Below are 23,809 nucleotides of genomic sequence, written 5' to 3'. Positions count from 1 at the left end.
ATTCGCCTACTTCCCCGCGTGAGCGGGGCTTGAAGCGAACCTTCGAGCACGACAAAAGCCCCAAAACCGACCAATCGGTCTGACAACAGGCGACTCGGCGGGGTGAGCGGCTCAGAATGGTCGGATAAACGTGATCATTCGCCCGCGAAGCGACGCGGACCTAGATGCCTGCGGCGCGGCGCTGCGGCACGTCCACGAACGCGACCGGTATCCGGAGGTCTGGCCTGGTGATCCGGCGGGTTGGCTGTCACCCCCGAGTTCCTCGCGGCGGTCGTCGCGGAGCGCGACCAGGCCGCGGTCGGACACGTCGGACTCGGCGCAGGCGGCGTGCTGCCGGAGATCGTGCGCCGATCGGCGGGCACGGAGTTCGTCGTCTCGGTGATCCGGTTGTGTGTTCCTCCGGCCGCGCGTCCAGCGGCGTGGGTTCACAACTGCTGACCGCGGCCGCGCACATGGCCGTGGATCGGGGGCAGCGCGCCGTGCTCACGGTCTCGTCCGACGGCGCGGCGGCGATAGCTATGTGGGAACGACGCGGTTGGCGGCAGGTGCACACCGGGCCCGACGGCTGGCGTACCGCGGATGGACGGGAGGCTCGGGTGCACTATTACGTGAGCCCGTGAGCCGACCGGTTGTCGTTCGTCCGGTGTTGCGCTTACCCGTGCCGGGGACGGAGTACCCCGGCCGGGTGCGCGGCATCCCGGCCATCGCGACCGCGCCGTCAAGCCCGGGGGTGGGCTTGGTCGTGCACTTTCTTGAGCCGCTCGATGGAGACGTGGGTGTAGAGCTGAGTGGTGGCCATGCTGGCGTGGCCGAGGAGTTCCTGGACCACACGCAGGTCCGCCCCGCCTTCGAGGAGGTGGGTCGCGGCGGTGTGCCGCAGACCGTGCGGCCCGAGGTCCGGTGCGCCGGGGATGGCCGAGACCACTTCGTGCACAACGGTTCTGGCCTGGCGCTGATCCAGACGCCTGCCGCGGCGGCCGAGCAGCAGCGCCCGGCCGGACGCGGCGGTGGCGAAATCGGGGCGGCCATAGCGCAGCCAATTGCCGACCGCCTCGTCGGCGGGCGTCCCGAACGGCGCGGATCGCTCTTTGTTGCCTTTGCCGAGCACCCGCACCACCCGCCGCTCGCGGTCCACGTCCTCGATGTCCAGTCCGCACAGTTCGCTGACCCGGATGCCGGTGGCATACAGCAATTCCACGATCGCCCGATCTCGCAAGGCCATCGGATCGCGCTGCGCGGCACCGGATTCCGCGGCGTCCATGGCACCCAGCGCCTGTTGCCTGCCGAGTACGGCGGGAAGCACGCGATGCGCCTTCGGCGAACCCAACCGCAGCCCCGGATCGGCGGGCAACCGTCCGGTCCGGGTGAGCCAGGCGGTGAACGTGCGCGCCGACGACGCCCTTCGGGCCACGGTCGTTCGCGCCGCGCCCGCCGCCGCTTGCTGCGCCAGCCATGAACGCAGCAACAGCAGGTCCAGCTCGCGGATCGCCGAATCGGCCGACCGTGTGTACAGATGCTCCAGCAGGGACCGGGCGTCCCCCAGGTAGGCGCGTACGGTGTGCTCCGACCGGTTGCGCCCGAGCCGCAGATGCCTGCCGTACTCGAGCAGCAGCGCTTCCAGATCTTCGGGCAGTTCCTCCATGCTTCCACCGTCCCGACCCGCGGTCCGGATGGCAAGCGACCGCGCCGATCGCGTTCATCGGCGACGCGCCGTTCGGTGCCAACCGCTTTCGTCACTGGTCGCCAGTCCCGCCAATTCGAGAGCGGACAACGTCGCACGCACCACCGGAAGTGGCAATCCGCACTGCCGGGATACCTCCAGTGGCAATCGCGCACCGATTCTCGGCAGCGTGGCGAAGACCGAGGCCTCGTCTTCGGTCAACTGGTCCTCCGGATTGCCGCCTGCCCCCGCCCCGGGAATCGACAGCCGCAACGGCCCCGCCTCGTCGGCGACTTCCTCGGCCCTGGTCACCAGGAGGGCTTCACCGTCGCGGATCATGCGGTGGCAGCCCACCGAAGCGGCCGAGGTCACCGGGCCTGGCACGGCCATGGCGGGACGGCCGAGACGGCGTGCCCATTTGACGGTGTTGCGCGCGCCGCTGCGCAGCCCGGCCTCGACGACGAGCACGCCATCGGCCAAGGCGGCGATCAAGCGGTTCCGGGCGAGGAATTGGTGTTTCTGCGCGGTGACACCGGGCGGGTATTCGCTGATCACCAAGCCGGATTCGGCGATGTCGGCCAGCAGGCGCGCGTGCTGCGCCGGATAAGGCCGGTCGATGCCGCAGGCCAGCACCGCGATCGTGTGACCTTCCACCGCCAGCGCCGCCCGGTGCGCCATGGCGTCTATCCCGAACGCCGCCCCGGAGACAATGGTCCATCCTTGCGAGGCGAGGTCGCCCGCGATCTCCCCCGTCACCCGGTTGCCGTACCCGGTGCTGCACCGCGCACCCACCACCGCCACAGCGCGCTCGCTGGACTCCAGCAGAGAGCGCGGGCCGCGCACCCACAGCACCAGTGGCACGGCGCCGTCCCGATCCCGTCCCGGCTCGAGCTGCGCGAGACCGAGCATGCGCCAAGCGGGCCATTCCGGATCGTCCGGCGTCACCACACGCCCGCCGATCCGGTCGATGGCCTCCAGATCCCGCGCCGCCACGTCGACATCGCGCCGCTGCGCCGTCGGCCCGCGCAGCGGTTCGGGTAGCACGCACTCCCGAACGGCCCGCGCCGCCTCGACCACCCCCACCGACTCGATGAGCGCCGACAGCGGCGCGCACGGCCCCTGCACCACCCGCGACAGGTACACCCACGCGAGCCTCCGAGTATCGGATTCACCGGCCACGGATTTCGACCCGCACGCGGGCGCGACGACTTCAGGCACATTCGCCACCGCAAGCGCATCCTCTGTCCCGGGCACACTTACGAGCCCCGTCACGTCCACTACCGCAGGCACCGCCGCAACCGTGGGCCCACTCTCGGCCACAGCCGCACTCGCCGCCACAGGCACACCCGCCGCCACAGGCACACCCGCCGCCACAGGCACGCCCGCGGCCGTGGGCGCACTCAAGGCCGTGGGCACTTCGTCAAACCCAGCCCGGTTTGCCGCCGCGCGCCCATTCGCCCCGGGCGCACCGGATGCACCGGGCACATCGAGCACCGTGGGCTCGTTCACCGCCGCACGCGCACTCACAGCCGCGCGAACGTCGATCGCCCCGGCCGCAGGCGCCGCCACCGGGACATCCGTTGCCCCCTCCACGATTGCAACCCCCGGCACACCCACCCCGATTAACTTCGCCACCACGGGGACATCCGCTGCCCTAGGCACACTCGCATCCGTGCGCGCGTCGACCGCCACAGCCACGTGCTCCGTCTGGGGCGCGCCCACCACTGGAGGCGAGTCCCGCGCTGCTGGCACATCCGCCACCACAGGCGCGCCCACTGCGGCAGATATATCCGCCGCCGCAAACACCTCCGCCGCCGTGCCCGCGGTCGGCTCCCGCGCGCTCATTGCGACCCCCGCTGACGAAAGTTCAATGCGGCTAGAACGTCCTGCGCCGAGGGCAGATCGCCGCCGCGCAGATCGCAGATGGTCCAGGCGACACGGATGGCCCGGTCGGCACCGCGCGCGGACATGCGGCCGAGACGCAGCGCGGCCTCGACGGGAGCGAGCGATTCGCGCGGTAGACGGAACCGCTGACGCAGGATGTGACCGGGGACCTCGGCGTTGGTGAGCCATCCGTACTCACGCCAGCGCTCGGCGGCGCCGTGGCGCGCCGAGGTGACTCGGGCGCGAACGACCTCGCTGCTCTCGGCCGCGTCGGTACCGAACGCCGCGCCGGACTGCCCGTGCATCCGCACCCAGATGTCGATCCGATCCATCAGCGGCCCGGACAGTTTGCCGAGGTAGCGGCGGCGAGCCAGGGGCGCGCAGATGCAGTCGACGTCGCGGGCGGGGGCGCATGGACAGGGGTTGGCCGCCAGCACGAGCTGGAAGCGGGCGGGGTAGCGGGCCACACCGTCGCGCCGGGCGATGCGGACTTCCCCTTCCTCCAGTGGCGTCCGCATCGCCTCCAGCACCTTCGTGCCGAGTTCGGCGCATTCGTCGAGGAACAGCACGCCGCGGTGGGCCCGGCTGACCGCGCCGGGGCGGGCGGTCCCCGAACCACCGCCGATCATCGCGGTCACCGAGGTCGAGTGGTGCGGGGCGACGAACGGTGGCGCGGTGATCAACGGGTGATCACCGGCGAGCGTGCCCGCCATGGAGTGGATCGCGGTCACCTCCAGCGCCTCGGTCTCCGTGAGTGGCGGTAGCAGGCTCGGAAGACGTTGCGCCAGCATGGTTTTGCCGATACCCGGCGGTCCGGTGAGCAGCAAGTGGTGCCCGCCCGCCGCGGCGACCTCCAAGGCCCAGCGGGCTTCGTCCTGCCCCACCACCTCGCTGAGATCGCCGCCCTGCCGCACCGTATCCGGCAGGTCACCGTCCGGCTCGTCGAGCGCGCCCTCCCCGCGCAGCCACGCCACCACGCCGCGCAAACTGCGCGCTCCGAGGACCTCGATGCCCTCGACCAGTCCGGCCTCGGCCATGGTCACCGCGGGCACCACGACGGTCGACCAGCCTGCCTTACGCGCCGCGAGCACGGCGGGCAGGATGCCGCGCACTCGCCGCACCCGCCCGTCCAGCGCGAGTTCGCCGAGCAGCACCGTCTTCGCGAGCCGTTCGGAGGGGACCGAACCGGACGCGTCCAGCACGGCGACCGCGAGTGCCAGGTCGTAGACGCTGCCCAGTTTCGGCAAGGTCGCGGGCGACAACGCGAGCACCACCCGGCCGTCGGGCCACTTCTCCCCGGAGTTCGCCACCGCGGAGCGGACCCGGTCGCGCGATTCCTGCAACGCGGTGTCGGGGAGCCCTACCAGATGGACCGAGGGAAGGCCCTGGCCGATATCGGCTTCGATTTCGACGAGCAGGCCGTCCACGCCGGTGACCGCGACCGAATGCGCCCGGCCGAGGGCCATTCAGAACACCGCCTCGAGATGATCGATGACCGGTGTCCGACCACGCTGCGCCAGCACCGACACCACGTCGAACCGGATGCGCCGCCACGGTCCGTCCTGCTCGGCCAGCCACAGCAGGGCCAGCCGTCGGATCCGTTGCCGCTTGGCGAAGGTGACCGACTCCGCAGGAGTGCCGTAACCCAGACCCGAACGCGTTTTGACCTCGATGAACGCGGTCACATCCCCGTCTTTGGCGATGAGATCGAGTTCGCCGTATCGGCAACGCCAGTTCCTGGCGACGATCTCCATCCCCGCGGCGCGCAGAAACTCTGCCGCCAGTTCCTCCCCGTGCGCGCCGAGCGCCTGTTTGTCCGTCACCCGGCCAGCGTGCGCGGGGACCGAATCAGCTCAGCGCCGCCGACCTGGGGAATCGGAAAACCTGTTGATAACCGAGTCGCTGTGCAGAACTGCCGGTTTGCTCACTCGGGCAGCCGCAGGTCCGGCTTCTCCAGCTCCTCGATGTTGACGTCCTTGAAGGTGATGACCCGGACGTGCTTGACGAAGCGGGCCGGGCGGTACATGTCCCACACCCACGCGTCGCTCATCCGCACCTCGAAGTACACCTCGCCATCCGCGTTCTGCGGCCGCAGCTCCACGGAGTTGGCGAGGTAGAAGCGGCGCTCGGTCTCCACCACGTACGAAAACTGACCGACGATGTCCTTGTACTCGCGATACAGCGAGAGCTCCATCTCGGTTTCGTACTTCTCGAGGTCCTCGGCACTCATCGGGTGGGACGTCCTCCTTCTCGCCGCATCGCGTCGTATGGTCACATCATCGCGCATGCGCTGCGTCGGTAGCCACTCGGCCAGCCGTACGCTCGTTCGGAAACTGCTCTGACAGGGCTTCGTCCAGTCCTTCGGCCAGTACGGCGTCCGCGACGTCGGCCGCCGTCGCGACCGGCCGCAGCCCGGCGGCTTCGCGCACATTGCGCCAGGAGCGGCGGTGCTCGCTGCTGGGTCCGAGGCGGTGCAATGCGGCGGTGTGCTCGGGCGTGTTGTAGCCCTTGTGGGCGGCAAAGCCGTAGCCGGGGAATCGCTGGTCCAGCTCGACCATGAGGCGGTCCCTGGTGACCTTGGCCAGAATGCTGGCCGCCGCGATGCAGGCCGCCGCACCGTCGCCCCCGATCACCGGCAGCGAGGGCACGGGGATGCCGGGTACCCGGAATCCATCGGTGAGCACGTAGCCAGGCGTGCGCCCGAGCCCGGCCACGGCGCGGCGCATGCCCTCGATATTGGCGACGTGGATGCCGATCGAGTCGATCTCCCAGGCCGGGATGACGACCACCCGGTAGGCCAGCGCCAGCCGGACGATCACCGGATACAGCTCTTCCCGGGTGGCCTCGGTGAGCTTCTTGGAGTCGTCGAGGCCGGCCAGCTTGTCATATGCCTTCGGAGCGAGCAGGCATGCCGCCACCACCAGCGGTCCCGCGCACGGACCGCGCCCCGCTTCGTCGACGCCGGCGACAGGGCCGAGGCCACTGCGAATCAAAGCCGCCTCGAGCGTGCGCAAACCTCCGGCCCTGCGCATCACCACACGCGGCGGCCAACCGTTACCCACCGGCACTCGACCTTGCCCCACCATCCAATTATCCTGCGTCCGAGCGGTCAGTTCTCCTGCGGATTCTCCGCACGCACCGGTCCGATCCGGCCGGGCGGCCAGATCTTGAACACCGCCTTGCCGCGCACGTTCTCCACGGGGATGGTGCCCTGCAGTTCGTCGGTGATATGGGCGCGGGAGTCGGCGGACTGGTTACGGTTGTCGCCCATCACCCACAGATGCCCCTCGGGCACTTTCACGGGCTTGAATTCGCGTCCTCCCCCGGGGCCGTAGGGCTGGCCCGGCACGTACGGGGCGAGGTAGCGGGCATACGGCTCGTCCAGGGGCTTGCCGTCCACGATGACCCGGCCCTGCGCGTCACAGCACTGCACGGTCTGGCCGCCGACCGCGATCACGCGCTTCACCAGATCGTTCTCGTCCGGCGGCACCAGGCCGAAGAACGAGAAGAAGTTCTGCACGCCACGGACGGCGGCGTTGTCCGAGCGGATCGACTTGTAGGTGGTGTTCCACGAGGGCGGGCCGACGAACACGACCACGTCGCCCGGCTGCGGATCACCCCAGTAGTAGCTCAGCTTCTGCACATAGATGCGGTCACCGGTGCAACCGGCGCAGCCGTGCAACGTGGTTTCCATCGACTCCGAGGGAATCACGTACGGCCGACCGACGAACGTGACCATCAACGCGGCGATCACCGCGGCGATCACGATGAGGATCGGCAATTCCTGCCAGAACGGCCGCTGCTTGTTCTTCGGTCGCCGCTTGGCGCGACCTACCCGCGAATTCTCGTCGCCCGACTCGGACACCGACACCGACCCACTTTCGTCTGCCACGCCGAACAGATTAGCCCGGCAGCGAAACCGAGGTCCGATGCCGGGCTGAGGAAGATCTGCTGTGCCGAGAAGCTAGCTCAGCGCTTTTCCTTGATCTTGGCGGCCTTGCCGCGCAGCTCGCGCAGGTAGTACAGCTTGGCGCGGCGAACATCACCGCGAGTCACGACATCGATGTGGTCGATGTTCGGGCTGTGCACCGGGAAGGTGCGCTCCACGCCGACACCGAACGACACCTTGCGCACCGTGAAGGTCTCGCGGATGCCACCACCCTGGCGGCGGATCACGACGCCCTTGAAGACCTGGATGCGCTCCTTCGAGCCTTCGATGACCTTCACGTGCACGTTCAGCGTGTCGCCCGGGCGGAACTCGGGGACGTCGCTACGCAGCGACTTTTCGTCGACGAAGTCAAGGGTGTTCATTTCCATCCTTATGGTTTCGCGCGAACAGAGGACCCTGGCGGCACTCGAAGTGCTCGGCCGGTTCATGCTCCGAATTAGGGGGTGCGCCGGGTCGACAACCACCCAGGGCAACCTGAGCATTGTGCCAGATCGGCGTGCCACGGAAGAAATCGGCCTGGGCGACGGCGCGGTGGCGCCCTCTCACGCTACGGCCCAGGCGGGGTGCGAGACAGCGCGGCGGTGGTGAACTCAGCGCGGCGACCGGCCGTGCGGCGTCTCCGGCCCGTTCAGGACTCGGGCGGGAGGATCGGTGACGCGAACACTTCCTCGAGCGGGGTGGGGCCGGTGTAGCGGCGGCACTGGCAACCGACCCATTCCCGCAGGCCGTGCGTGCCCTTACGGGAGATCTCGGCGTGACAAGTGCCGGTGGAGCGGTCGTGCAGCGCCAGGTCGTGACCGCAACCGCAGCGCGCGGGAAGGCTTCCTCCCTGCCGGGCTCGCCGCCGCTGCCCGAACCTGCCACATGCCCAGCCGACACCGACCAAGCCGGCGCCGACCGCGAGACTGAAGGGATCCAACACGGTCACAGTATACGTATACGCATAGCCTCGGACCACACGAATGGCGGCATCCGATACCCGCCCGCCTCCCCGGAGACGGGGGGAAGCCGAGGAGATCCGGGAAGCCGAGGAGATCGCAGACCCTCGTGCATCGACGCGACGCGGCAGGTCGTCTCGGCAGATGCTCCGCTCACTGGTTCTGTTCGCCGGAGATCGCGTCCTGGGACGGCGAGCTGGGCGTATGCAGCGAATTATGGTCGGAATGCCATAGCGAATGGTGCCGGTGCGGGGCGGGCGGAGCGGGCACGACCGTCCGTGTGAGTTCCGCTTCCGCCGCCGTGCGGACGTGCTCGACGTCCGGTTTCCCCGCGACCAGATCCTGCACGAAGATCTTGGCGCGGATGACCGGTCGACGATAGCGCCGTTCCCGGACGATGGCCCGGTACATCATGCGTCTGCGGTCGGCGTAACGCCAGCGCGCCCAGGGCGCGCCGGGGCGGCTCAGGCGCAGCGCACCGACGAACAGCAGCGGCAGGAAGAACATGCCGAACAGGCCGGTCCAAATCTTCCCTTTGGCGATCACGATCGCGGCGAGGCCGAGGTTGACCACCGCGAACACGACGACGAAAGCGCGGACCTCGACGCTCGGGTCGCGCCGGAAGTCGTTGATGTCCAGCATCCACAGCGGGTGGAAGCCCAGCAGCAGCAATCCGGTCACGGCAAGCGCGACGAACACCGCGTCCACCGACGTGCGTCCCTGTTTCTCCCAGTACACGTCGCGCAGATAGAAGATCAGCGCGAATTCGTCGAGAACCAGCGCGGCGCCCACACCGAAGAGCGCGGCGAGGATGCCCGCGGTGGCCATGCCGGCGCTCTGGTACTGGGCGACCATGCCGACACCGGAGGACAGCACCAGGATCACGCCGAACACCATGTGGTGGATGTGCGTGTCGCCGGCCCGCAGATTGCCCGGCCACCAGCGCACCCGCGCGCGGATCAGCCGGACGCTGACGCGGATGACCAGGAATCCGACGATGAATCCGAGCAGGAAGCACAGCAACGGCAGCCGCCCTTGGGCGATCACGTCCTCGTGGAGCCACCGTCGCATGGCCGCTACTTCCTCCCGCGCGTCGGTCTACTGGCCGAAACCCGCCCTGCGCAGCGCGTCAGCCATCGAGCCGCTCGGCGCGGGGGCGTTGCGGCGCTGGTTGCCTCCGCGCCCCTGTGCTTGATTGCGGTTCTGGCCCTGCTGCTTGTTCTGGCCATTCTGCCGCTGACGCTGCTCCCCGCCCGCGGGTCGGTTGCCCTGGCCGCGCTGCCGGTTGTCGCCGCCTTTGGCGGGTGTGCCGGGCTCGTCGTCCAGGCGCAGGGACAGCCCGATGCGCTGACGCGCCACGTCCACCTCGAGCACCTTCACCTTGACCACGTCGCCGGACTTGACCACTTCGCGCGGGTCCTTGACGAAGTTGTGCGACATGGCCGAGACGTGCACCAGGCCGTCCTGGTGCACCCCCACGTCGACGAACGCGCCGAACGCGGCCACATTCGTCACCACGCCCTCGAGCACCATGCCCGGTTTCAGGTCGGCGACCTTCTCCACGCCCGCGGCGAACTCGGCGGTCTTGAATTCCGGACGCGGGTCGCGGCCCGGCTTCTCCAGCTCGGCGATGATGTCGGTGACCGTGGGGACGCCGAAGCGCTCGTCGGTGAACTCACCGGCGCGCAGCGAGCGCAGCACCGTGGTGTTGCCGATGACCTCCGCGATGGGGCGACCGGTCGATGCCAGGATGCGCCGCACCACCGGATACGCCTCGGGGTGCACCGCGGAGGTGTCCAGCGGGTCGTCGCCGCCGCGGATGCGCAGGAAGCCCGCACACTGTTCGAACGCCTTCGGCCCCAGGCGCGGGACGTCGAGCAGCGCGGTCCTGCTGCGGAACGGGCCGTTCTGGTCCCGATGCGCCACAATGCTTTCCGCCACCGAACCGGCGATGCCGGATACCCGCGACAGCAGCGGCACCGAGGCCGTGTTCACGTCGACGCCGACCGCGTTCACCGCGTCCTCGACCACAGCGCCCAGCGAGCGGGCCAACAGCGATTCGGACACGTCGTGCTGGTACTGACCGACGCCGATGGACTTCGGATCGATCTTCACCAGTTCGGCCAGCGGGTCCTGCAAACGCCGCGCGATCGACACCGCCCCGCGCAGCGAGACGTCCAGGTCGGGAAGTTCCTGCGAGGCGTACGCGGAAGCGGAGTACACCGAGGCGCCCGCCTCGGAGACCACGATCTTGGTGGGCTTGTTCTCCGGGATGCGCGAGATCAGCTCGGCGGCGAGGGCGTCGGTCTCGCGCGAGGCGGTGCCGTTGCCGATGGCGATGAGCTCCACGCCGAAGCGGGCGACCAGCGCGCCGAGCACCGCCAGCGACTTCTCGGTCTGGCCCTGCGGTTTGTGCGGGTAGATCACCTCGGTGGCGACCACCTTGCCGGTGGCGTCGACGACCGCGACCTTCACCCCGGTGCGGTAGCCGGGATCCAGCCCCATGGTCGTGCGGGTGCCCGCGGGGGCGGCGAGCAGCAGATCGCGCAGATTCGCGGCGAACACGTCGACCGCGTCCTTCTCCGCCGCCTGCCGCAGCCGCATCCTGGTGTCGATACCCAGGCTGACCTGCAACTTGGTACGCCACGCCCAGCGCACGGTGTCCAGCAGCCAGGAGTCGGCGCGGCGGCCGCGGTCGGCGATGCCGAAGCGGGCGGCGATGCGACCCTCGTAGATGGTGCGCTCGCCCGGCTGCGGCTCCTCGGTGTCCGGCTCGAGGTGCAGTGTGAGCACCTCCTCCTTCTCCCCGCGCAGCAGCGCGAGGATGCGGTGGGAGGGCAGCTTGTCGAACGGCTCGCTGAACTCGAAGTAGTCGGCGAACTTCGCGCCCGCCTCCTCCTTGCCCGCGCGCACGGTCGAGGTGACCTGCCCACGGTTCCACATCAGTTCGCGCAGCTCGCCGACCAGGTCGGCGTCCTCGGCGAAGCGTTCCACCAGGATGGCGCGCGCGCCGTCGAGCTGCTCGGCGGTGTACTGCGCCGGATCGGTGTTCGGATCCTCGATCAGGGCGTCGGCCACCGGTTCGTGCCCGGCCTCGCGCGCGATCTGCGCCTTGGTGCGCCGCTTCGGCTTGTACGGCAGGTAGATGTCCTCGAGCCGGGCCTTGGTCTCGGCGAGCAGGATCTGCCGGTGCAGGGCGTCGTCGAGTTTGCCCTGGCCGCGGATCGATTCGAGGATCGCGGCCCGGCGCTCGTCGAGTTCGCGCAGGTAATGCAGACGTTCGTCGAGCATGCGCAGCTGCGCGTCGTCCAACCCGCCGGTGACCTCCTTGCGGTACCGGGCGATGAACGGCACCGTCGAGCCCGCGTCGAGCAACTCGACGGCGGCGCGCACCTGGGTCTCGCGCACCGCGAGTTCCTCGGCGATGCGACGGTTCACGCTGGCTGGGCCCGCGGTGTCGGAGCGTGGCACGGCGGGTGTGGACTCTGCACTGGCAGTCTCGGGCGCTGTCGTCACGTCGGAGACACTACCGCTACCCCGCCTCTCCGCGTCTTCTGCCGGTCGCGGGTACCCGGCCGTTCCGCTGCGCGCCTGCGGTAGCGCGGCGGGCCGATTTCTACGGGGTCTCCTTCCACGACGCGAGGATCGCCCGGGCTATTTCCCGCATTTCGGCCTTGCGGACCTTGCCGGTGACCGTCATCGGGAATTCCTCGACCACGTGCACGTAGCGGGGAATCTTGAAGTGCGCCAGCTTGCCGGTGGCGAACTCGCGCACGGCCGCGGCGTCCAATGGCGGTGCGCCCGCGCGCATCCGGACCCACGCCATCAGCTCCTCGCCGTACTTCGGATCGGGCACGCCGATCACCTGCGCGTCCAGGATGTCGGGATGGGTGTAGAGGAATTCCTCGATCTCACGCGGATAGACGTTCTCGCCGCCGCGGATGACCATGTCCTTGATCCGGCCGGTGACGGCCAGATAGCCCTCGTCGTCCATCACGCCGATATCGCCGGTGTGCATCCACCGGGCGGCATCGATGGCCTCGGCGGTCTTGTCCGGATCGTTCCAGTACCCGAGCATCACCGAGTAGCCGCGGGTGCACAGTTCGCCGGGTTCGCCGCGCGGCACCGTGAGACCCGTTGCGGGATCGACGATCTTGACCTCCAGATGCGGCCCGACCCGGCCGACCGTGGCGGTGCGCCGGTCGATGCCGTCGTCGCGACGGGTCTGGGTGGAGACCGGGGATGTTTCCGTCATGCCGTAGCAGATGCACACCTCGCGCATGCCCATCCGGTCGATCACCCGCTTCATCACCTCGACCGGGCACGGTGAGCCCGCCATGATCCCGGTGCGCAGCGTGGACAGCTCCACGGTGGCCGAATCCAGTTCGGCCAGCATGTCGATGAACATCGTCGGCACGCCGTAGAGCGAGGTGCAGCGCTCGGCCTCGACCGCGGCCAGCGTCGCCTTCGGATCGAACGACGGCGCCGGGATCACAACCGCCGCACCGTGGCTCGTGCTCGCGAGGTTACCCATGACCATCCCGAAACAGTGGTAGAAGGGAGTCGGGACGCAGATGCGGTCGTGTTCGGTGTATCCGCACAGCTCGCCGACGAAATAGCCGTTGTTCAGGATGTTGTGGTGGCTGAGCGTGGCGCCCTTCGGGAAACCCGTGGTGCCCGAGGTGTACTGGATGTTGATCGGGTCATCGGCCGACAGCAGCGCGCCGAGCGTGGCGAGCCGATCGGCGTCGACCTCGGTGCGGGCCAGCGCGTCCCACTCGGGTGTGCCGAACAGGAGCACCTGCGCCAGCTCCGGGCAGTTCGGCCGGACCTGCTCGATCATCGCGACGTAATCCGAGGACTTGAACCGCTCGGCCGCGAGGAGCATCCGGACGCCGGCCTGGCGCAGCACGTACTCCAGTTCGCTGGTTCGATACGCCGGATTGATGTTGACCAGGATCGCGCCGATCTTCGCCGTGGCGTACTGCACGATGAACCATTCCGCGCAGTTCGGCGCCCAGATGCCGACCCGGTCGCCCTTGCCGATGCCGCGGCCCGCCAGACTGCACGCGAGGGCGTCGACCGCGGCGCCGAGCGCACGATAGGTCCAGCGCCGCCCGGTCGGCCGGTCCACCAGCGCTTCCCGGTCCGGGAACGCCGCCACCGTGCGATCGAGATTGCCGCCGATGGTGTCACCGAGCAGCGGGACGTCCGAGACCCCGGAGGCGTAACTGGGCAGGGGCGCCTGCGTCATCGGGCACCCCCCTGCCGCAGCACGAATCGCTGCACCTTGCCACTGGGCGTCTTCGGCAGGCTCGGCACGAAGTGGACCCTGCGCGGATACGCGTGCGCGGCGAACTTCTTCTTCACCAGGCTCTGCAATTCGGCTTCCAACTCCGGGCCGCCCGCGGCGCCCTCGCGCAGCACGACGAACGCCTCGAGCACTTCGCCGCGCAGTTCGTCCGGCATGCCGACCACGGCCGCTTCCGCGACCTGCTCGTGCAGCACCAGCACGCTCTCCACCTCGAACGGGCCGATGCGGTAGCCCGCCATGATGATCACGTCGTCGTCGCGGGCCGAGAAACGGAAGAAGCCGTCGGCGTCCTGCGAGCCCGCGTCGCCGGTCAGATACCAGCGGCCGTCGGCGGTGTAGCGCTGGGCGGTGCGTTCCGGGGCGTCGAGGTAGCCGAGGAACCACAGCAGCGGGCTGTGTTCGGTGTCGATCGCGACGCGGCCCAGTTCACCTGCGGGCGCGAGGGTGTCGGCGGCGTCGGCGAGCACGGCGCAGGTCCATCCGGGCAACGAGCGGCCCATCGATCCCGCGGGAGTCTCGGCGTCGAGGTCTTCGTGCCAGGCGTTGCAGATGACCATCCCGTGCTCGGTCTGGCCGTAGTGATCGCGCACCGCGACGCCCAGATGCTCCACGGACCAGGCGACGACCTCGGGTGTGAGCGGCTCCCCCGCCGACGATGCCCGGCGCAGCCGGGAGTGCACCGGAGGCGTGGCGCTGTCGGCGCGCAGCGCGCGGTAGACGGTCGGGGCGGCCGCGAAGTTCGTGACGTCGAAGGTTTCCAGCACCTGCCAGGTGAGCGGGGCGGAGAAACCCGCGTGCAGCAGGATGCTGCGGATGCCGGTGGCCAGCGGGCCGAGGATGGCGTAGTAGAGGCCGTAGGCCCAGCCCGGATCGGCGGCGTTCCAGAAAACGTCGTCGGGCCGGACGTCCAGCGCGAATTCCTGGTACGCGTGGAAGGAGGCGAGCGCGCGCAGCGGGATCGGGACGCCTTTGGGCGTGCCCGTTGTGCCGCTGGTGAACAGCTGGACCAGCAGGCCGTCGCCGCCGACCGCGACCGGACGGGCGTTCGGGTGGGTCGCCGGATGAGTCTCGAGCAGTGCGTCCATCCGCAGGGCTCCCTCAGGAACCTCCCCTCCGGCGACGACGAGTCGCCAGGGCGGGTCCGCGGGCAGATCCGGCCCGGCCGCCAGCTTCGGTGCCTGGTCGGCATCGGCGATGACGACCGTGGCACGGGCGGCGTTCAACCGCAGGGCGATGGCGGGCGGAGCGAAGGCGGTGAACAGCGGAACGTGCACCGCGCCGCGGCGCCAGATGCCGAGCAGCGCGACCACCAGGTCCGCCGACTTCGCCATCAGCGTGGCCACGCGGTGGCCGGGTTCGACACCCAGTTCGGCCAGGGCGGCGGCGAAGCGGGCGGAGCGTTCGCGCAGTTCGCCGTAGGTGAGATCGATCGAGGACAAGTCGGCTTCGACGATCGTGAAGGCGACCCGGTCGGCCGGATGCCGATCGCACAGCAGGTCCGCCGCCGACGCGTCGGCGCGGTCGTAACAGTCCAGCAGTTCGCGCACCCGCTGATTCAGGTCGGTGCCCATCTTCGGTTCTCCTCGTTCTGTGATCCAGCGCAACCCGGGTGTGCAATAGGATGTGGGTCACATCCCGCTGCCCACTACCCCCGAAAAGGGGTGAGTCTCGTGACCCACACCGCTCTGCTGCGTCCGCGCGACAGCGACGCTCTGCGTGCCGAGATCCGCTGGGTGGCGAGCGCTGCGGGCGTGCCGGTCGCGTTCGGCGGCGAGGTGCACGGTGACGCGCTGCTGCTGTCGGAATTCGTGGGCACGCTGACCAACGGCCTGCGCGGCCTGGCCGTCGTGCGGACTTCGGGGCTGGGCGGCCGGGTAATGGATTCCGGACGGCCCGCCGCGGTCACCGACTATCGCCGCGCGTCCTCGATCACCCACGACTACGACGGGCCGGTTTCCGGCGAGGGCATCCGCTCCGTGCTCGCCGTGCCCGTGGTGGTGGACCGATGTCCCCGAGCGGTGCTCTATGCCGCGACCCGTGGCGCGAGCCCGCTGGGCGACCGCACCGCGGATCTCGTCGTCCAGGCCGGTCGCCGCCTGGCCACCGAGATCGCGGTGCGCGACGAGGTCGACCGTCGGCTGCGCATGCTGGAGGTGGCCGCGCCGTCGGCCGCGACGGCACCGGCCATCACCGAGGAACTGCGCGACATCCACGCCGAACTGCGCGGCATGGCGCGCTCCACCGAGGACGACCGGTTGCGCGGACGCCTGCACGCGGTGTGCGAACGACTCACCCGGGTCCTGACCGGCGAGCCGCACCCCGACAGCCCGAAACTGTCCCGCCGCGAACTCGACGTGCTCTCCCAGATCGCCTTGGGTTGCACCAATCAGGAGACGGCGCAACGTCTTTCGCTCGGTCCGGAAACCGTGAAGAGCTATCTGCGCAACGCGATGGTCAAACTCGACGCCCACTCCCGGCACGAGGCGGTGACAGCGGCCCGCCGCCACGGCTTATTGCCGTGAGCGACCCGCGCCCGCGATATGCCTCGACGATGACCGATACCGCGATGTGGTGAACGGGGCAGCCCCGCGCCACGGAGGCCGCGTTCGGCATGTGGCGCTGATCCGCTCAGCGGGGCGGTTCCGGTCTATCGTCCGGGTTCGCGCACCGTGTCCTGGCCCGGAAGCAGATCCGGGCGGCGTTCGCGGGTCCTGGCGAGAGCTTGTTCGCGCCGCCAGGCGGCCACTTTCGCGTGGTCGCCGGACAGCAGGATCGGCGGGACGTCGAGGCCGCGCCAGGTGACCGGGCGGGTGTAACTGGGGCCTTCGAGCAAGCCGTCGGAGAACGAATCCTCCTGATGGGACTGCTGATTGCCGAGCACGCCGGGCAGCAGCCGGACCACGGCCTCGGTCATCACCAGCACAGCCGCCTCGCCGCCGATCAGCACGTAGTCGCCGATGCTGACCTCCTCCACCCGCACACGGCTGGCGGCGTCGTCGAAGACGCGCTGGTCGATGCCCTCGTAGCGGCCGCAGGCGAAGACGAGATGCCGCTCGCCGGCCCAGCGGTGCGCGGTCGCCTGCGTGAACGGCACGCCCGCCGGAGTGGGGACCACGAGCAGCGCGTCATCGGGACAGACCTCGTCGAGCGCGTCACCCCACACGGTCGGCTTCATGACCATGCCGGGCCCGCCCCCGTAGGGGGCGTCGTCGACCGATTTGTGCACGTCGTGGGTCCAGCGGCGCAGGTCGTGCACCGTGAGGGAGATCAGGCCCTTGTCGATCGCCTTACCGAGCAGTGCCGTGCGCAGCGGCTCCAGGTACTCCGGGAAGATCGTGACGACGTCGATTCTCATCCCTGTCTCCTCTCGCCGCCGGGCCGCCTCGCACCGGCCGGGTGAGCGACGCGCGATCGGGGCTTGCGCCGCATCATTCGGGGTCGAGCAGACCCTCGGGCGGATCGATCACGATCACACCGTCGGCGAGAGACACCGTGGGCACGATGGCGGTGACGAACGGGATCAAGATCTCCCGTCCGTCCTCGGCGGCGCGCACGTCGAGTAGCTCCCCGGCGGCGGAATGCAGCACTTCACGCACGGAGCCGACCACGGTGCCGTCGAGGAGCCGGACCTCCAGCCCCTCCAGCTCGTGGTCGTAGAACTCGTCCGGATCCTCGGAAGGCGGGAGGTCGGCGCTGTCGACCACGAACAGCATGCCGCGCAGCGCGTCGGACCCGGTGCGGTCGGTCACGCCGACCAGGCACACCAGAAGCCGGCCCGAGTGCTCTCGGGCCGACTCCACGGTGAACTCGCGGACCTCTGCCGCTCGGGGCAGCCGGCCGCGCAATGTCGTGCCCGGCGCGAAACGCGCCTCGGGCTCGTCGGTGCGTACCTCGACGACGAGTTCGCCGCGCACGCCGTGCGACTTGGCGACCCGTCCGACGACGAGTTCCATCTACTGGTCGGTGTCGACCACGTCGACCCGGATGCCCCGGCCGCCGATACCGGCCACGAGGGTACGCAGCGCGGTCGCGGTACGTCCGCCGCGGCCGATCACCTTACCCAGGTCATCGGGATGGACGTGCACCTCGACGGTGCGCCCGCGGCGGCCGGTGATCAGCTCGACGCGGACGTCGTCGGGGTTGGCGACGATGCCGCGCACCAAGTGCTCGACGGCATCGGCGACGACGGCGCTCACTGTTCCATCACCTCGAGACGCGACTCACCCGTCGGGGCCGGTCTGTGCACGGCTCGGGACGGGTATCGGGTGGACGGGTGAGGCCGGCTCATTACTCGGCGGCCTCGGCGGACTCGGCGCCCTCTTCGGCGTCCTTCTTGCCCTTCTTCTTGGGGGTGACCGCCTCGGCGACCGGCTCGTTGTCGGCGGCGGCCAGCGCGGCGTTGAACAGGTCCAGCTTGGACGGCTTGGCCGGCTTGGACTTCAGGGTGCCCTCGGCGCCGTCGATGCCCTTGAACTTCTGCCAGTCGCCGGTGATCTTCAGCAGCTGGAGGACCGGCTCGGTCGGCTGCGCGCCGACGCCCAGCCAGTACTGCACGCGCTCGGAGTTGATCTCGATCAGCGAGGGCTCTTCCTTCGGGTGGTACTTGCCGATGGACTCGATGGCCCGGCCGTCGCGGCGGGTGCGGGCGTCGGCGACGACGACGCGGTACTGCGGGTTGCGGATCTTGCCCAGGCGGGTGAGCTTGATGCGAACAGCCACTGCTGATCTGCCTTTCGTTGGTTGGTCACGACGCAATTCGGCGACCCGCATGGTCTGCGAGCCCGGTTTTGCGCTTTCGAGTGTGTGACCGCCGCGCGGTACGGAACCGGAGACGGGCTGCCACTTGTCCGGAAGGACGGTGGTCCATTGTGCCAGACCGCATGATCGCGCCGGAAATCGCGCCTCCTCGGTGCGGCTAGGCCGGAGCGGTGGCGGTGAGCGCGCGGGTGGGCACCCAGGGACCGCCCCACCACATCTGCCATCCCACGGGGCGCAGAGTGAGGGCTGTCGCGCCGTGCGCGGCCACGACAGCGCGGTAATCGCGGGTCTTGCCGATATCCACGATGACCAGCTTGCCGCCGGGGCGCAGTACGCGGCACGCCTCCCGGACCGCGCTCGCGCGGCCCTCGGCGGTCTTGATGGTGTGAATCGCCAAGCTGGAGACGACGACGTCGAACGCGCCGTCCGGAAAGGGCATGCGGGTCATGTCGCCGGTGCGCAACTCGATCCGGTCGGCGACGTTCTCGGCGAGCGCGTTCTGCTCGGCGGTGGCCGGGATGTTCCCGCAGTGGTCGGCCGAGCACCACAGGTCCAGGCCCACCGCGCGCCCGGCGGGCAGGCGCCGCGCGGCGGCAAGCAGCACCGCCCCGCGGCCGCATCCCATGTCCAGTAGTCGTTCGTCGCCGCGCAGGTCGAGGTCGTCGAGCAGACCCGCCCAGACCCGGAACTTGCCCCGGCGGGTCGCGTGCAGGAAGAGCCCGAACTGCGCAGCCAGCACGACGCCGATGAGCAGGAGCAGCAGACTCGGGCGCAGCTGCCCGAACAGCGCCACCACCAGGGCGGCGGCGAGATACCCGACCGCGAGAACTCCCAGCAACAGCAGCACCGACGGCGCGTCGATGCCGTACGACGCGCGCCACGGAGGGGCTATCATCGGCCGATTGTATCCAGCGCCAATGGCATTCGGACCCGGTTCTCGCTCGTCAGCGCACCAGCGGAGCAAAAGTGCGCCCGGCGAGTTCGACCGCGCCCGCCTCGTGCCCGTTGAACACCATGTTGATGATCAGTCCGTCGACGCCCTGGTCCAGAACGCGGGTCCGCAGCTGTTCGGCAACATCGTCCGGCGTACCGACGAACTGACGGTCGGCCGGACTCTGCGCGCGCTCGGAGTCCGACATCGCCGACAGGTCGATACCCATGCGGCTCAGGTAATCCCGCTGCTGCTTGCGTACCAGATCGCCGTCCTCGTCCATCATCACGAAGCACAGGTAGCTGGTCTCCAGGGTCCGCGGGTCCCGGCCGGCTTCGGCGCAGCGTGCCCGCAGCGCCTCGATCTTGCGCGGCAGTTCGGAGGCGTTGCAGATGATGTTGAGGTGGTCGGCGAAGCGGGCGGCCAGGCCGAAGGTCTTCTTCTCGCCGCTGCCGCCGAGCAGGATCGGCAGGTCGTCGCGGACGCGCGGCTCGTTCATGGCCTGCTCGACCTGGTACCACTTGCCCTGGAACGTGGGGCGTTCCCCGCGCAGCATCGGCTGGATGATCCGCAGGGCCTCCTCCAGCCGCTCGAAGCGGTCGGTGAACGTCCCGAATTCGTAGCCGAAGGAGCGGTGCTCGAGTTCGAACCAGCCCGCGCCGATGCCGAGCACCGCGCGGCCACCGCTGACCACGTCCAGCGTCGTGACGGTCTTGGCGAGCATGGCCGGGTTGCGGTAGGTGTTGCCGGTGACCAACGCCGACAACTGGATTCGCTCCGTCGCCGTGGCCAGACCGCCGAGCGCGGTGTACGCCTCGAGCATCGGCTCGTCGGGCGTGCCGATGCCGGGCAGCTGATAGAAGTGGTCCATTACGAAGGCCGTGTCGAAACCGGCGGCTTCGGCCTCTCGGGCCTGCGCGACAACCGTGGGGAAGAGTTCGCGCACCGACTTGCCGTAGCTGAAGTTGGGCATCTGATAACCGAGGCGAATCGTCACGGAATCCGACCTTACGCCGCGTCGGCGAACGCGCGGGTGAGCCGCGATGACGAGTTATCGATGGCCGGTGACCGGGCCGTGCGCGCCGTACACGCGCCCGCGCAGGACGACGGCGTATGGCGTGCCGAGCGTTTCCGGATGGGTGCGCGGATCCTCTTGATAGACGACGAAATCCGCGGGCGCGCCGTCTTCGATGCCGGGCCGCCCGAGCCAGTCGCGGGCATTCCAGGAGGCCGCGCCGAGCGCGTCGTGCGGGGACAGGCCCGCGGCGCCGAGCGCGGCGATCTCGTCGGCGATGCGCCCGTGGCGAATGGAGCCGCCCGCGTCGGTGCCCGCGAAGATCGGCACGCCCGCCTCGTGCGCGGCGGCGACCGTGCCGCGCACCCGACGGTGCAGATCGCGCATGTGCGAGGCGTAGACGGGGAATTTGCCCGCGCCGTCGGCGATGTCGGGGAAGGTGTCGATATTGACCAGGGTGGGAACCAGAGCGGTGCCGTGCTCGACCATCATCTCGATGGTTTCGTCGGTGAGGCCGGTGCCGTGCTCCAGGCAGTCGATACCGGCGTTGATCAAGCCGGGCAGCGCGTCCTCTCCGAAGACGTGCGCGGTGACCCGGGCGCCGTTGGCGTGCGCCGCGTCGATGGCCTCCTTCAGGATCGCGTCGCTCCACAGTGGGCGCAGGTCGCCCACGGAGCGATCGATCCAGTCGCCGACGATCTTGACCCAGCCGTCGCCGAGGCGGGCCTGCTCGGCGACGATCTCCGGCAGATCGCGTTCGTCGTCGAGTTCGATGCCCAGTTCGCGGATGTAGCGCTTCGGGCGGGCGATGTGGCGGCCGGCGCGGATGATCCGCGGCAGGTCCTCGTGGTCGTCGATGAAACGGGTGTCGATCGGCGAGCCCGCGTCGCGCAGCAGCAGCGCCCCGGCGTCACGCTCGGTCTCGGCTTGCGCGACGGCGCCCGCGCGGTCCTCGTGGCCGCCGCCGTACCGGATCCCGACATGGCAGTGCGCGTCGACCAGTCCCGGCACGATCCATCCCGCGTCGCACAGCGTTTCGGCGCCCGGTACGGGTTCGAAGGACACCAGTCCGTCCCGCACCCAGAGATCGCGCACCTCGTCTTCGGGGAGAACCACACCTCGCAGATGCACGAACAACCTCCTGGATGTCACCGGCCGCCTCCAACCTACTGGGCGACTCCCGCGACAGTCATCCACGCACCGAGGGACCGCGGGACGGCGACGCCCCTCCGACCGGAGGGTCCTGCCGCGGCGAAGTGCCCTACTTCTTCGGGAACTTCAGCTTGCTGAGGTCGAACCCCTCCAAACCGGGCGGCAACTCGTCCAAACCGGCGGGCATGTTCGACAGGTCGGGCATTCCGGCAGGCAGGCCGGGCATGCCGCCCATCCCCGGGAAGCCGCCGCGCACCTTCGGCGGCGTGGGGCCGCGCCCACCCTTCTTGCCCTTCTTGCCCTTCTTCGCGTTGCCGCGGCGGCTGCCGGGCAGCCCCATCTGGCGGCCCATCATCGCCATCATCTTCTTGGCCTCGAAGAAGCGGTCGACGAGCTGATTGACGTCGGAGACCTGAACGCCGGAACCGTTGGCGATGCGCAGGCGGCGGGAGGCGTTGATGATCTTCGGATTCGCCCGTTCGGCCGGGGTCATGCCGCGGATGATCGCCTGCACGCGATCGAGCTGCTTGTCGTCGACCTGCGCGAGCACGTCCTTCATCTGGCCCGCGCCCGGCAGCATGCCGAGCAGGTTGCCGATCGGGCCCATCTTGCGGATGGCCAGCATCTGGTCGAGGAAGTCCTCGAGGGTGAGCTCGCCGCTGCCGATCTTGCGCGCGGCCTCCTCGGCCTGCTTGGCGTCGTAGACCTGCTCGGCCTGCTCGATCAGGGTGAGCACGTCACCCATGCCGAGGATGCGGCTGGCCATACGGTCCGGGTGGAAGACGTCGAAGTCCTCGAGCTTCTCACCGGTGGAGGCGTACAGGATCGGCACGCCGGTGACCTCGCGGACGCTCAGCGCCGCGCCACCGCGGGCGTCGCCGTCGAGCTTGGTGAGCACCACGCCGGTGAAGCCGACGCCGTCGCGGAACGCCTCGGCGGTGTTGACCGCGTCCTGGCCGATCATCGCGTCGAGCACGAACAGGGTCTCGTCCGGTTGCACGGCGTCGCGGATGCCCGCTGCCTGGCGCATGAGTTCCTCGTCGATGCCGAGGCGGCCCGCGGTGTCGACGATGACGACGTCGTACTGCTTCTGGCGCGCCTCCTCGACACCACCGCGCGCCACGTTCACCGGATCGGCGGCCGAGATGCCCAGCGGGTTCTCCCCGCCGCCGACGGACGTGCCGGGGTGCGGCGCGTAGACGGGCACGCCCGCGCGCTCGCCGACCACTTGCAGCTGCGTGACGGCGCCGGGACGCTGCAAGTCGCACGCCACCAGCAGTGGCTGATGCCCCTGCCCCTTCAGCAACTTCGCCAGCTTGCCCGCGAGCGTGGTCTTACCGGAACCCTGCAGACCGGCCAGCATGACCACCGTCGGCGGGTTCTTGGCCAGGTTCAGCCGCCTGGTCTCGCCGCCGAGGATGCCGACGAGTTCCTCGTTGACGATCTTGACGACCTGCTGGGCCGGGTTCAGCGCGGCGCTGACCTCCGCGCCCTTGGCGCGCTCCTTGATCCGTCCGATGAAGCCGCGGACGACGGGCAGCGCGACGTCGGCCTCCAGCAGGGCGAGGCGGATCTCGCGGCAGGTGGCGTCGATGTCGGCCGGTGACAGACGCCCCTTACCGCGCAGATCCTTGAGGGCACCGGTAAGCCGGTCGGACAGGGATTCGAACACCGATCGCGCTCCTGATCTCGGGGGACGTCACATTCTCTCCCAGGGTAATGGGATCACCCGCGTGTTCGCGCAGGCGGTGCGTCCTTCCGGGCCGAGCGCGGGCCTGCTAGTCGAGCACGCGGCGGCGCGGCTTGGCCGTTTTGCGGTAGTCGTGGTTCTCCTCGGCCACCATGAAGACCGCCTCGTTGGCGGTCAGGCCCAGTTCCAGGGCCAGGTCGTCGAGGACCGCCCACTCCGCCGTGCTCGGGATGGGCGAGGTGGCGACCCTGGACGCGATCGTCATCGCGGTGACCGCCTGTCGCCCGGTCAACGTGCGACCCGGAAGCCAGGAGACCACCCAGCGGTCGCCGCCGACGCAGCGTGCCATGTGCGTGGTCTCGTCACTCGTCATCGTGGACGCCGAAACGACTTCAATTGCCATCGACCTGCTCCCCTCGTGCTCGCGATAGCCGGACGCCCTAGATCGTATGGTCCGTCCGCCGAGCGGGAGTTCGGATGTAGCAAATATCCTGCAACAGATTGATCACCGGATTATT

At 69.5% G+C, this 23,809-nt stretch carries 25 protein-coding genes; 3 read left to right on the top strand and 22 right to left on the bottom strand.

What is annotated here, in order from left to right; genetic code table 11:
* Positions 1–240 precede the first annotated feature (240 nt).
* Both ACGF7Y_RS02365 and ACGF7Y_RS02360 read left to right on the top strand, forming a co-directional pair.
* Entirely contained in the window at positions 241–438 is a 198-nt protein-coding gene (locus ACGF7Y_RS02365) for a hypothetical protein (protein ID WP_393228428.1), read from the top strand.
* A complete protein-coding gene (locus tag ACGF7Y_RS02360; protein ID WP_393228426.1) occupies positions 420–620 on the top strand; it encodes a hypothetical protein in 201 nt (66 codons plus the stop codon). Before ACGF7Y_RS02365 ends, ACGF7Y_RS02360 begins: the two co-directional genes overlap by 19 nt.
* 98 nt (positions 621–718) lie before the next feature.
* Here the strand turns inward: ACGF7Y_RS02360 and ACGF7Y_RS02355 are convergent, their stop codons facing one another.
* The 13 genes from ACGF7Y_RS02355 to ACGF7Y_RS02295 form a co-directional block, all read right to left on the bottom strand.
* A complete protein-coding gene (locus ACGF7Y_RS02355) occupies positions 719–1,642 on the bottom strand; it encodes a tyrosine-type recombinase/integrase (RefSeq protein ID WP_393228424.1) in 924 nt (307 codons plus the stop codon).
* A 54-nt stretch (positions 1,643–1,696) separates the two neighbouring features.
* Positions 1,697–2,878 (bottom strand): DNA-processing protein DprA, encoded by a 1,182-nt coding sequence (gene dprA, locus ACGF7Y_RS02350; RefSeq protein WP_393230878.1) that lies wholly within the window; start codon positions 2,876–2,878, stop codon positions 1,697–1,699.
* Positions 2,879–3,501: 623 nt separating this feature from the next.
* Complete coding sequence (locus tag ACGF7Y_RS02345) at positions 3,502–5,010, bottom strand: YifB family Mg chelatase-like AAA ATPase (RefSeq protein ID WP_393228422.1); 1,509 nt, start codon at positions 5,008–5,010, stop codon at positions 3,502–3,504.
* On the bottom strand, positions 5,011–5,367 hold the full coding sequence (locus ACGF7Y_RS02340; RefSeq protein WP_393228420.1) for a YraN family protein: 357 nt from the start codon (positions 5,365–5,367) through the stop codon (positions 5,011–5,013).
* Between the two features lie 101 nt (positions 5,368–5,468).
* On the bottom strand, positions 5,469–5,774 hold the full coding sequence (locus tag ACGF7Y_RS02335) for a DUF2469 domain-containing protein (RefSeq protein ID WP_011210678.1): 306 nt from the start codon (positions 5,772–5,774) through the stop codon (positions 5,469–5,471).
* 46 nt (positions 5,775–5,820) lie between these two features.
* Complete coding sequence (locus ACGF7Y_RS02330; protein WP_393228417.1) at positions 5,821–6,630, bottom strand: ribonuclease HII; 810 nt, start codon at positions 6,628–6,630, stop codon at positions 5,821–5,823.
* Positions 6,631–6,653: 23 nt separating this feature from the next.
* A complete protein-coding gene (gene lepB / locus ACGF7Y_RS02325) occupies positions 6,654–7,436 on the bottom strand; it encodes a signal peptidase I (RefSeq protein ID WP_393228415.1) in 783 nt (260 codons plus the stop codon).
* 77 nt (positions 7,437–7,513) lie between these two features.
* Complete coding sequence (gene rplS, locus ACGF7Y_RS02320) at positions 7,514–7,855, bottom strand: 50S ribosomal protein L19 (protein ID WP_040780792.1); 342 nt, start codon at positions 7,853–7,855, stop codon at positions 7,514–7,516.
* A 266-nt stretch (positions 7,856–8,121) separates the two neighbouring features.
* Positions 8,122–8,415 (bottom strand): hypothetical protein, encoded by a 294-nt coding sequence (locus ACGF7Y_RS02315; protein WP_393228413.1) that lies wholly within the window; start codon positions 8,413–8,415, stop codon positions 8,122–8,124.
* A gap of 169 nt (positions 8,416–8,584) precedes the next feature.
* Positions 8,585–9,502 (bottom strand): hypothetical protein, encoded by a 918-nt coding sequence (locus ACGF7Y_RS02310; protein WP_393228411.1) that lies wholly within the window; start codon positions 9,500–9,502, stop codon positions 8,585–8,587.
* A gap of 27 nt (positions 9,503–9,529) precedes the next feature.
* Complete coding sequence (locus ACGF7Y_RS02305; RefSeq protein ID WP_393230874.1) at positions 9,530–11,902, bottom strand: Tex family protein; 2,373 nt, start codon at positions 11,900–11,902, stop codon at positions 9,530–9,532.
* 145 nt (positions 11,903–12,047) lie between these two features.
* On the bottom strand, positions 12,048–13,685 hold the full coding sequence (locus ACGF7Y_RS02300) for an AMP-binding protein (protein WP_393228409.1): 1,638 nt from the start codon (positions 13,683–13,685) through the stop codon (positions 12,048–12,050).
* Positions 13,682–15,316 carry an AMP-binding protein gene (locus ACGF7Y_RS02295; protein ID WP_393228407.1) on the bottom strand — a complete coding sequence of 545 codons (1,635 nt, stop codon included), beginning with the start codon at positions 15,314–15,316 and terminating at the stop codon, positions 13,682–13,684. The genes ACGF7Y_RS02300 and ACGF7Y_RS02295 overlap by 4 nt, the downstream gene beginning before the upstream one ends.
* A 99-nt stretch (positions 15,317–15,415) precedes the next feature.
* On the opposite strand from ACGF7Y_RS02295, the gene ACGF7Y_RS02290 reads away from it, so the two are divergent.
* Positions 15,416–16,267, top strand: a complete 852-nt coding sequence (locus ACGF7Y_RS02290) for a LuxR C-terminal-related transcriptional regulator (protein ID WP_393228405.1) — start codon at positions 15,416–15,418, stop codon at positions 16,265–16,267.
* Between the two features lie 125 nt (positions 16,268–16,392).
* Here the strand turns inward: ACGF7Y_RS02290 and trmD are convergent, their stop codons facing one another.
* The 9 genes from trmD to ACGF7Y_RS02245 all read right to left on the bottom strand — a co-directional run bounded on the left by trmD (position 16,393) and on the right by ACGF7Y_RS02245 (position 23,694).
* Positions 16,393–17,100 (bottom strand): tRNA (guanosine(37)-N1)-methyltransferase TrmD, encoded by a 708-nt coding sequence (gene trmD / locus ACGF7Y_RS02285; protein WP_393228403.1) that lies wholly within the window; start codon positions 17,098–17,100, stop codon positions 16,393–16,395.
* 73 nt (positions 17,101–17,173) lie between these two features.
* Positions 17,174–17,698 (bottom strand): ribosome maturation factor RimM, encoded by a 525-nt coding sequence (gene rimM, locus ACGF7Y_RS02280; RefSeq protein WP_062969833.1) that lies wholly within the window; start codon positions 17,696–17,698, stop codon positions 17,174–17,176.
* Positions 17,699–17,941 (bottom strand): RNA-binding protein, encoded by a 243-nt coding sequence (locus ACGF7Y_RS02275; protein WP_011210690.1) that lies wholly within the window; start codon positions 17,939–17,941, stop codon positions 17,699–17,701.
* A 91-nt stretch (positions 17,942–18,032) separates the two neighbouring features.
* Positions 18,033–18,464 carry a 30S ribosomal protein S16 gene (gene rpsP / locus ACGF7Y_RS02270; protein WP_393228400.1) on the bottom strand — a complete coding sequence of 144 codons (432 nt, stop codon included), beginning with the start codon at positions 18,462–18,464 and terminating at the stop codon, positions 18,033–18,035.
* A 196-nt stretch (positions 18,465–18,660) separates the two neighbouring features.
* Positions 18,661–19,398 (bottom strand): class I SAM-dependent methyltransferase, encoded by a 738-nt coding sequence (locus ACGF7Y_RS02265; protein ID WP_393228398.1) that lies wholly within the window; start codon positions 19,396–19,398, stop codon positions 18,661–18,663.
* 49 nt (positions 19,399–19,447) lie between these two features.
* Positions 19,448–20,431, bottom strand: a complete 984-nt coding sequence (locus ACGF7Y_RS02260; RefSeq protein ID WP_393228396.1) for an LLM class F420-dependent oxidoreductase — start codon at positions 20,429–20,431, stop codon at positions 19,448–19,450.
* Between the two features lie 54 nt (positions 20,432–20,485).
* Complete coding sequence (locus ACGF7Y_RS02255) at positions 20,486–21,580, bottom strand: amidohydrolase family protein (protein ID WP_393228394.1); 1,095 nt, start codon at positions 21,578–21,580, stop codon at positions 20,486–20,488.
* A 130-nt stretch (positions 21,581–21,710) separates the two neighbouring features.
* Complete coding sequence (ffh, locus tag ACGF7Y_RS02250; protein ID WP_357033772.1) at positions 21,711–23,273, bottom strand: signal recognition particle protein; 1,563 nt, start codon at positions 23,271–23,273, stop codon at positions 21,711–21,713.
* 106 nt (positions 23,274–23,379) lie between these two features.
* Complete coding sequence (locus ACGF7Y_RS02245; protein WP_040868323.1) at positions 23,380–23,694, bottom strand: hypothetical protein; 315 nt, start codon at positions 23,692–23,694, stop codon at positions 23,380–23,382.
* Between the last annotated feature and the right edge of the window lie 115 nt (positions 23,695–23,809).

The organism is Nocardia sp. NPDC047654, from assembly GCF_043205035.1.
Taxonomy (GTDB): Bacteria; Actinomycetota; Actinomycetes; order Mycobacteriales; family Mycobacteriaceae; genus Nocardia.
Note: the sequence above shows the minus strand (reverse complement) of the source record. Positions and strands in the feature narration are given on the sequence as shown.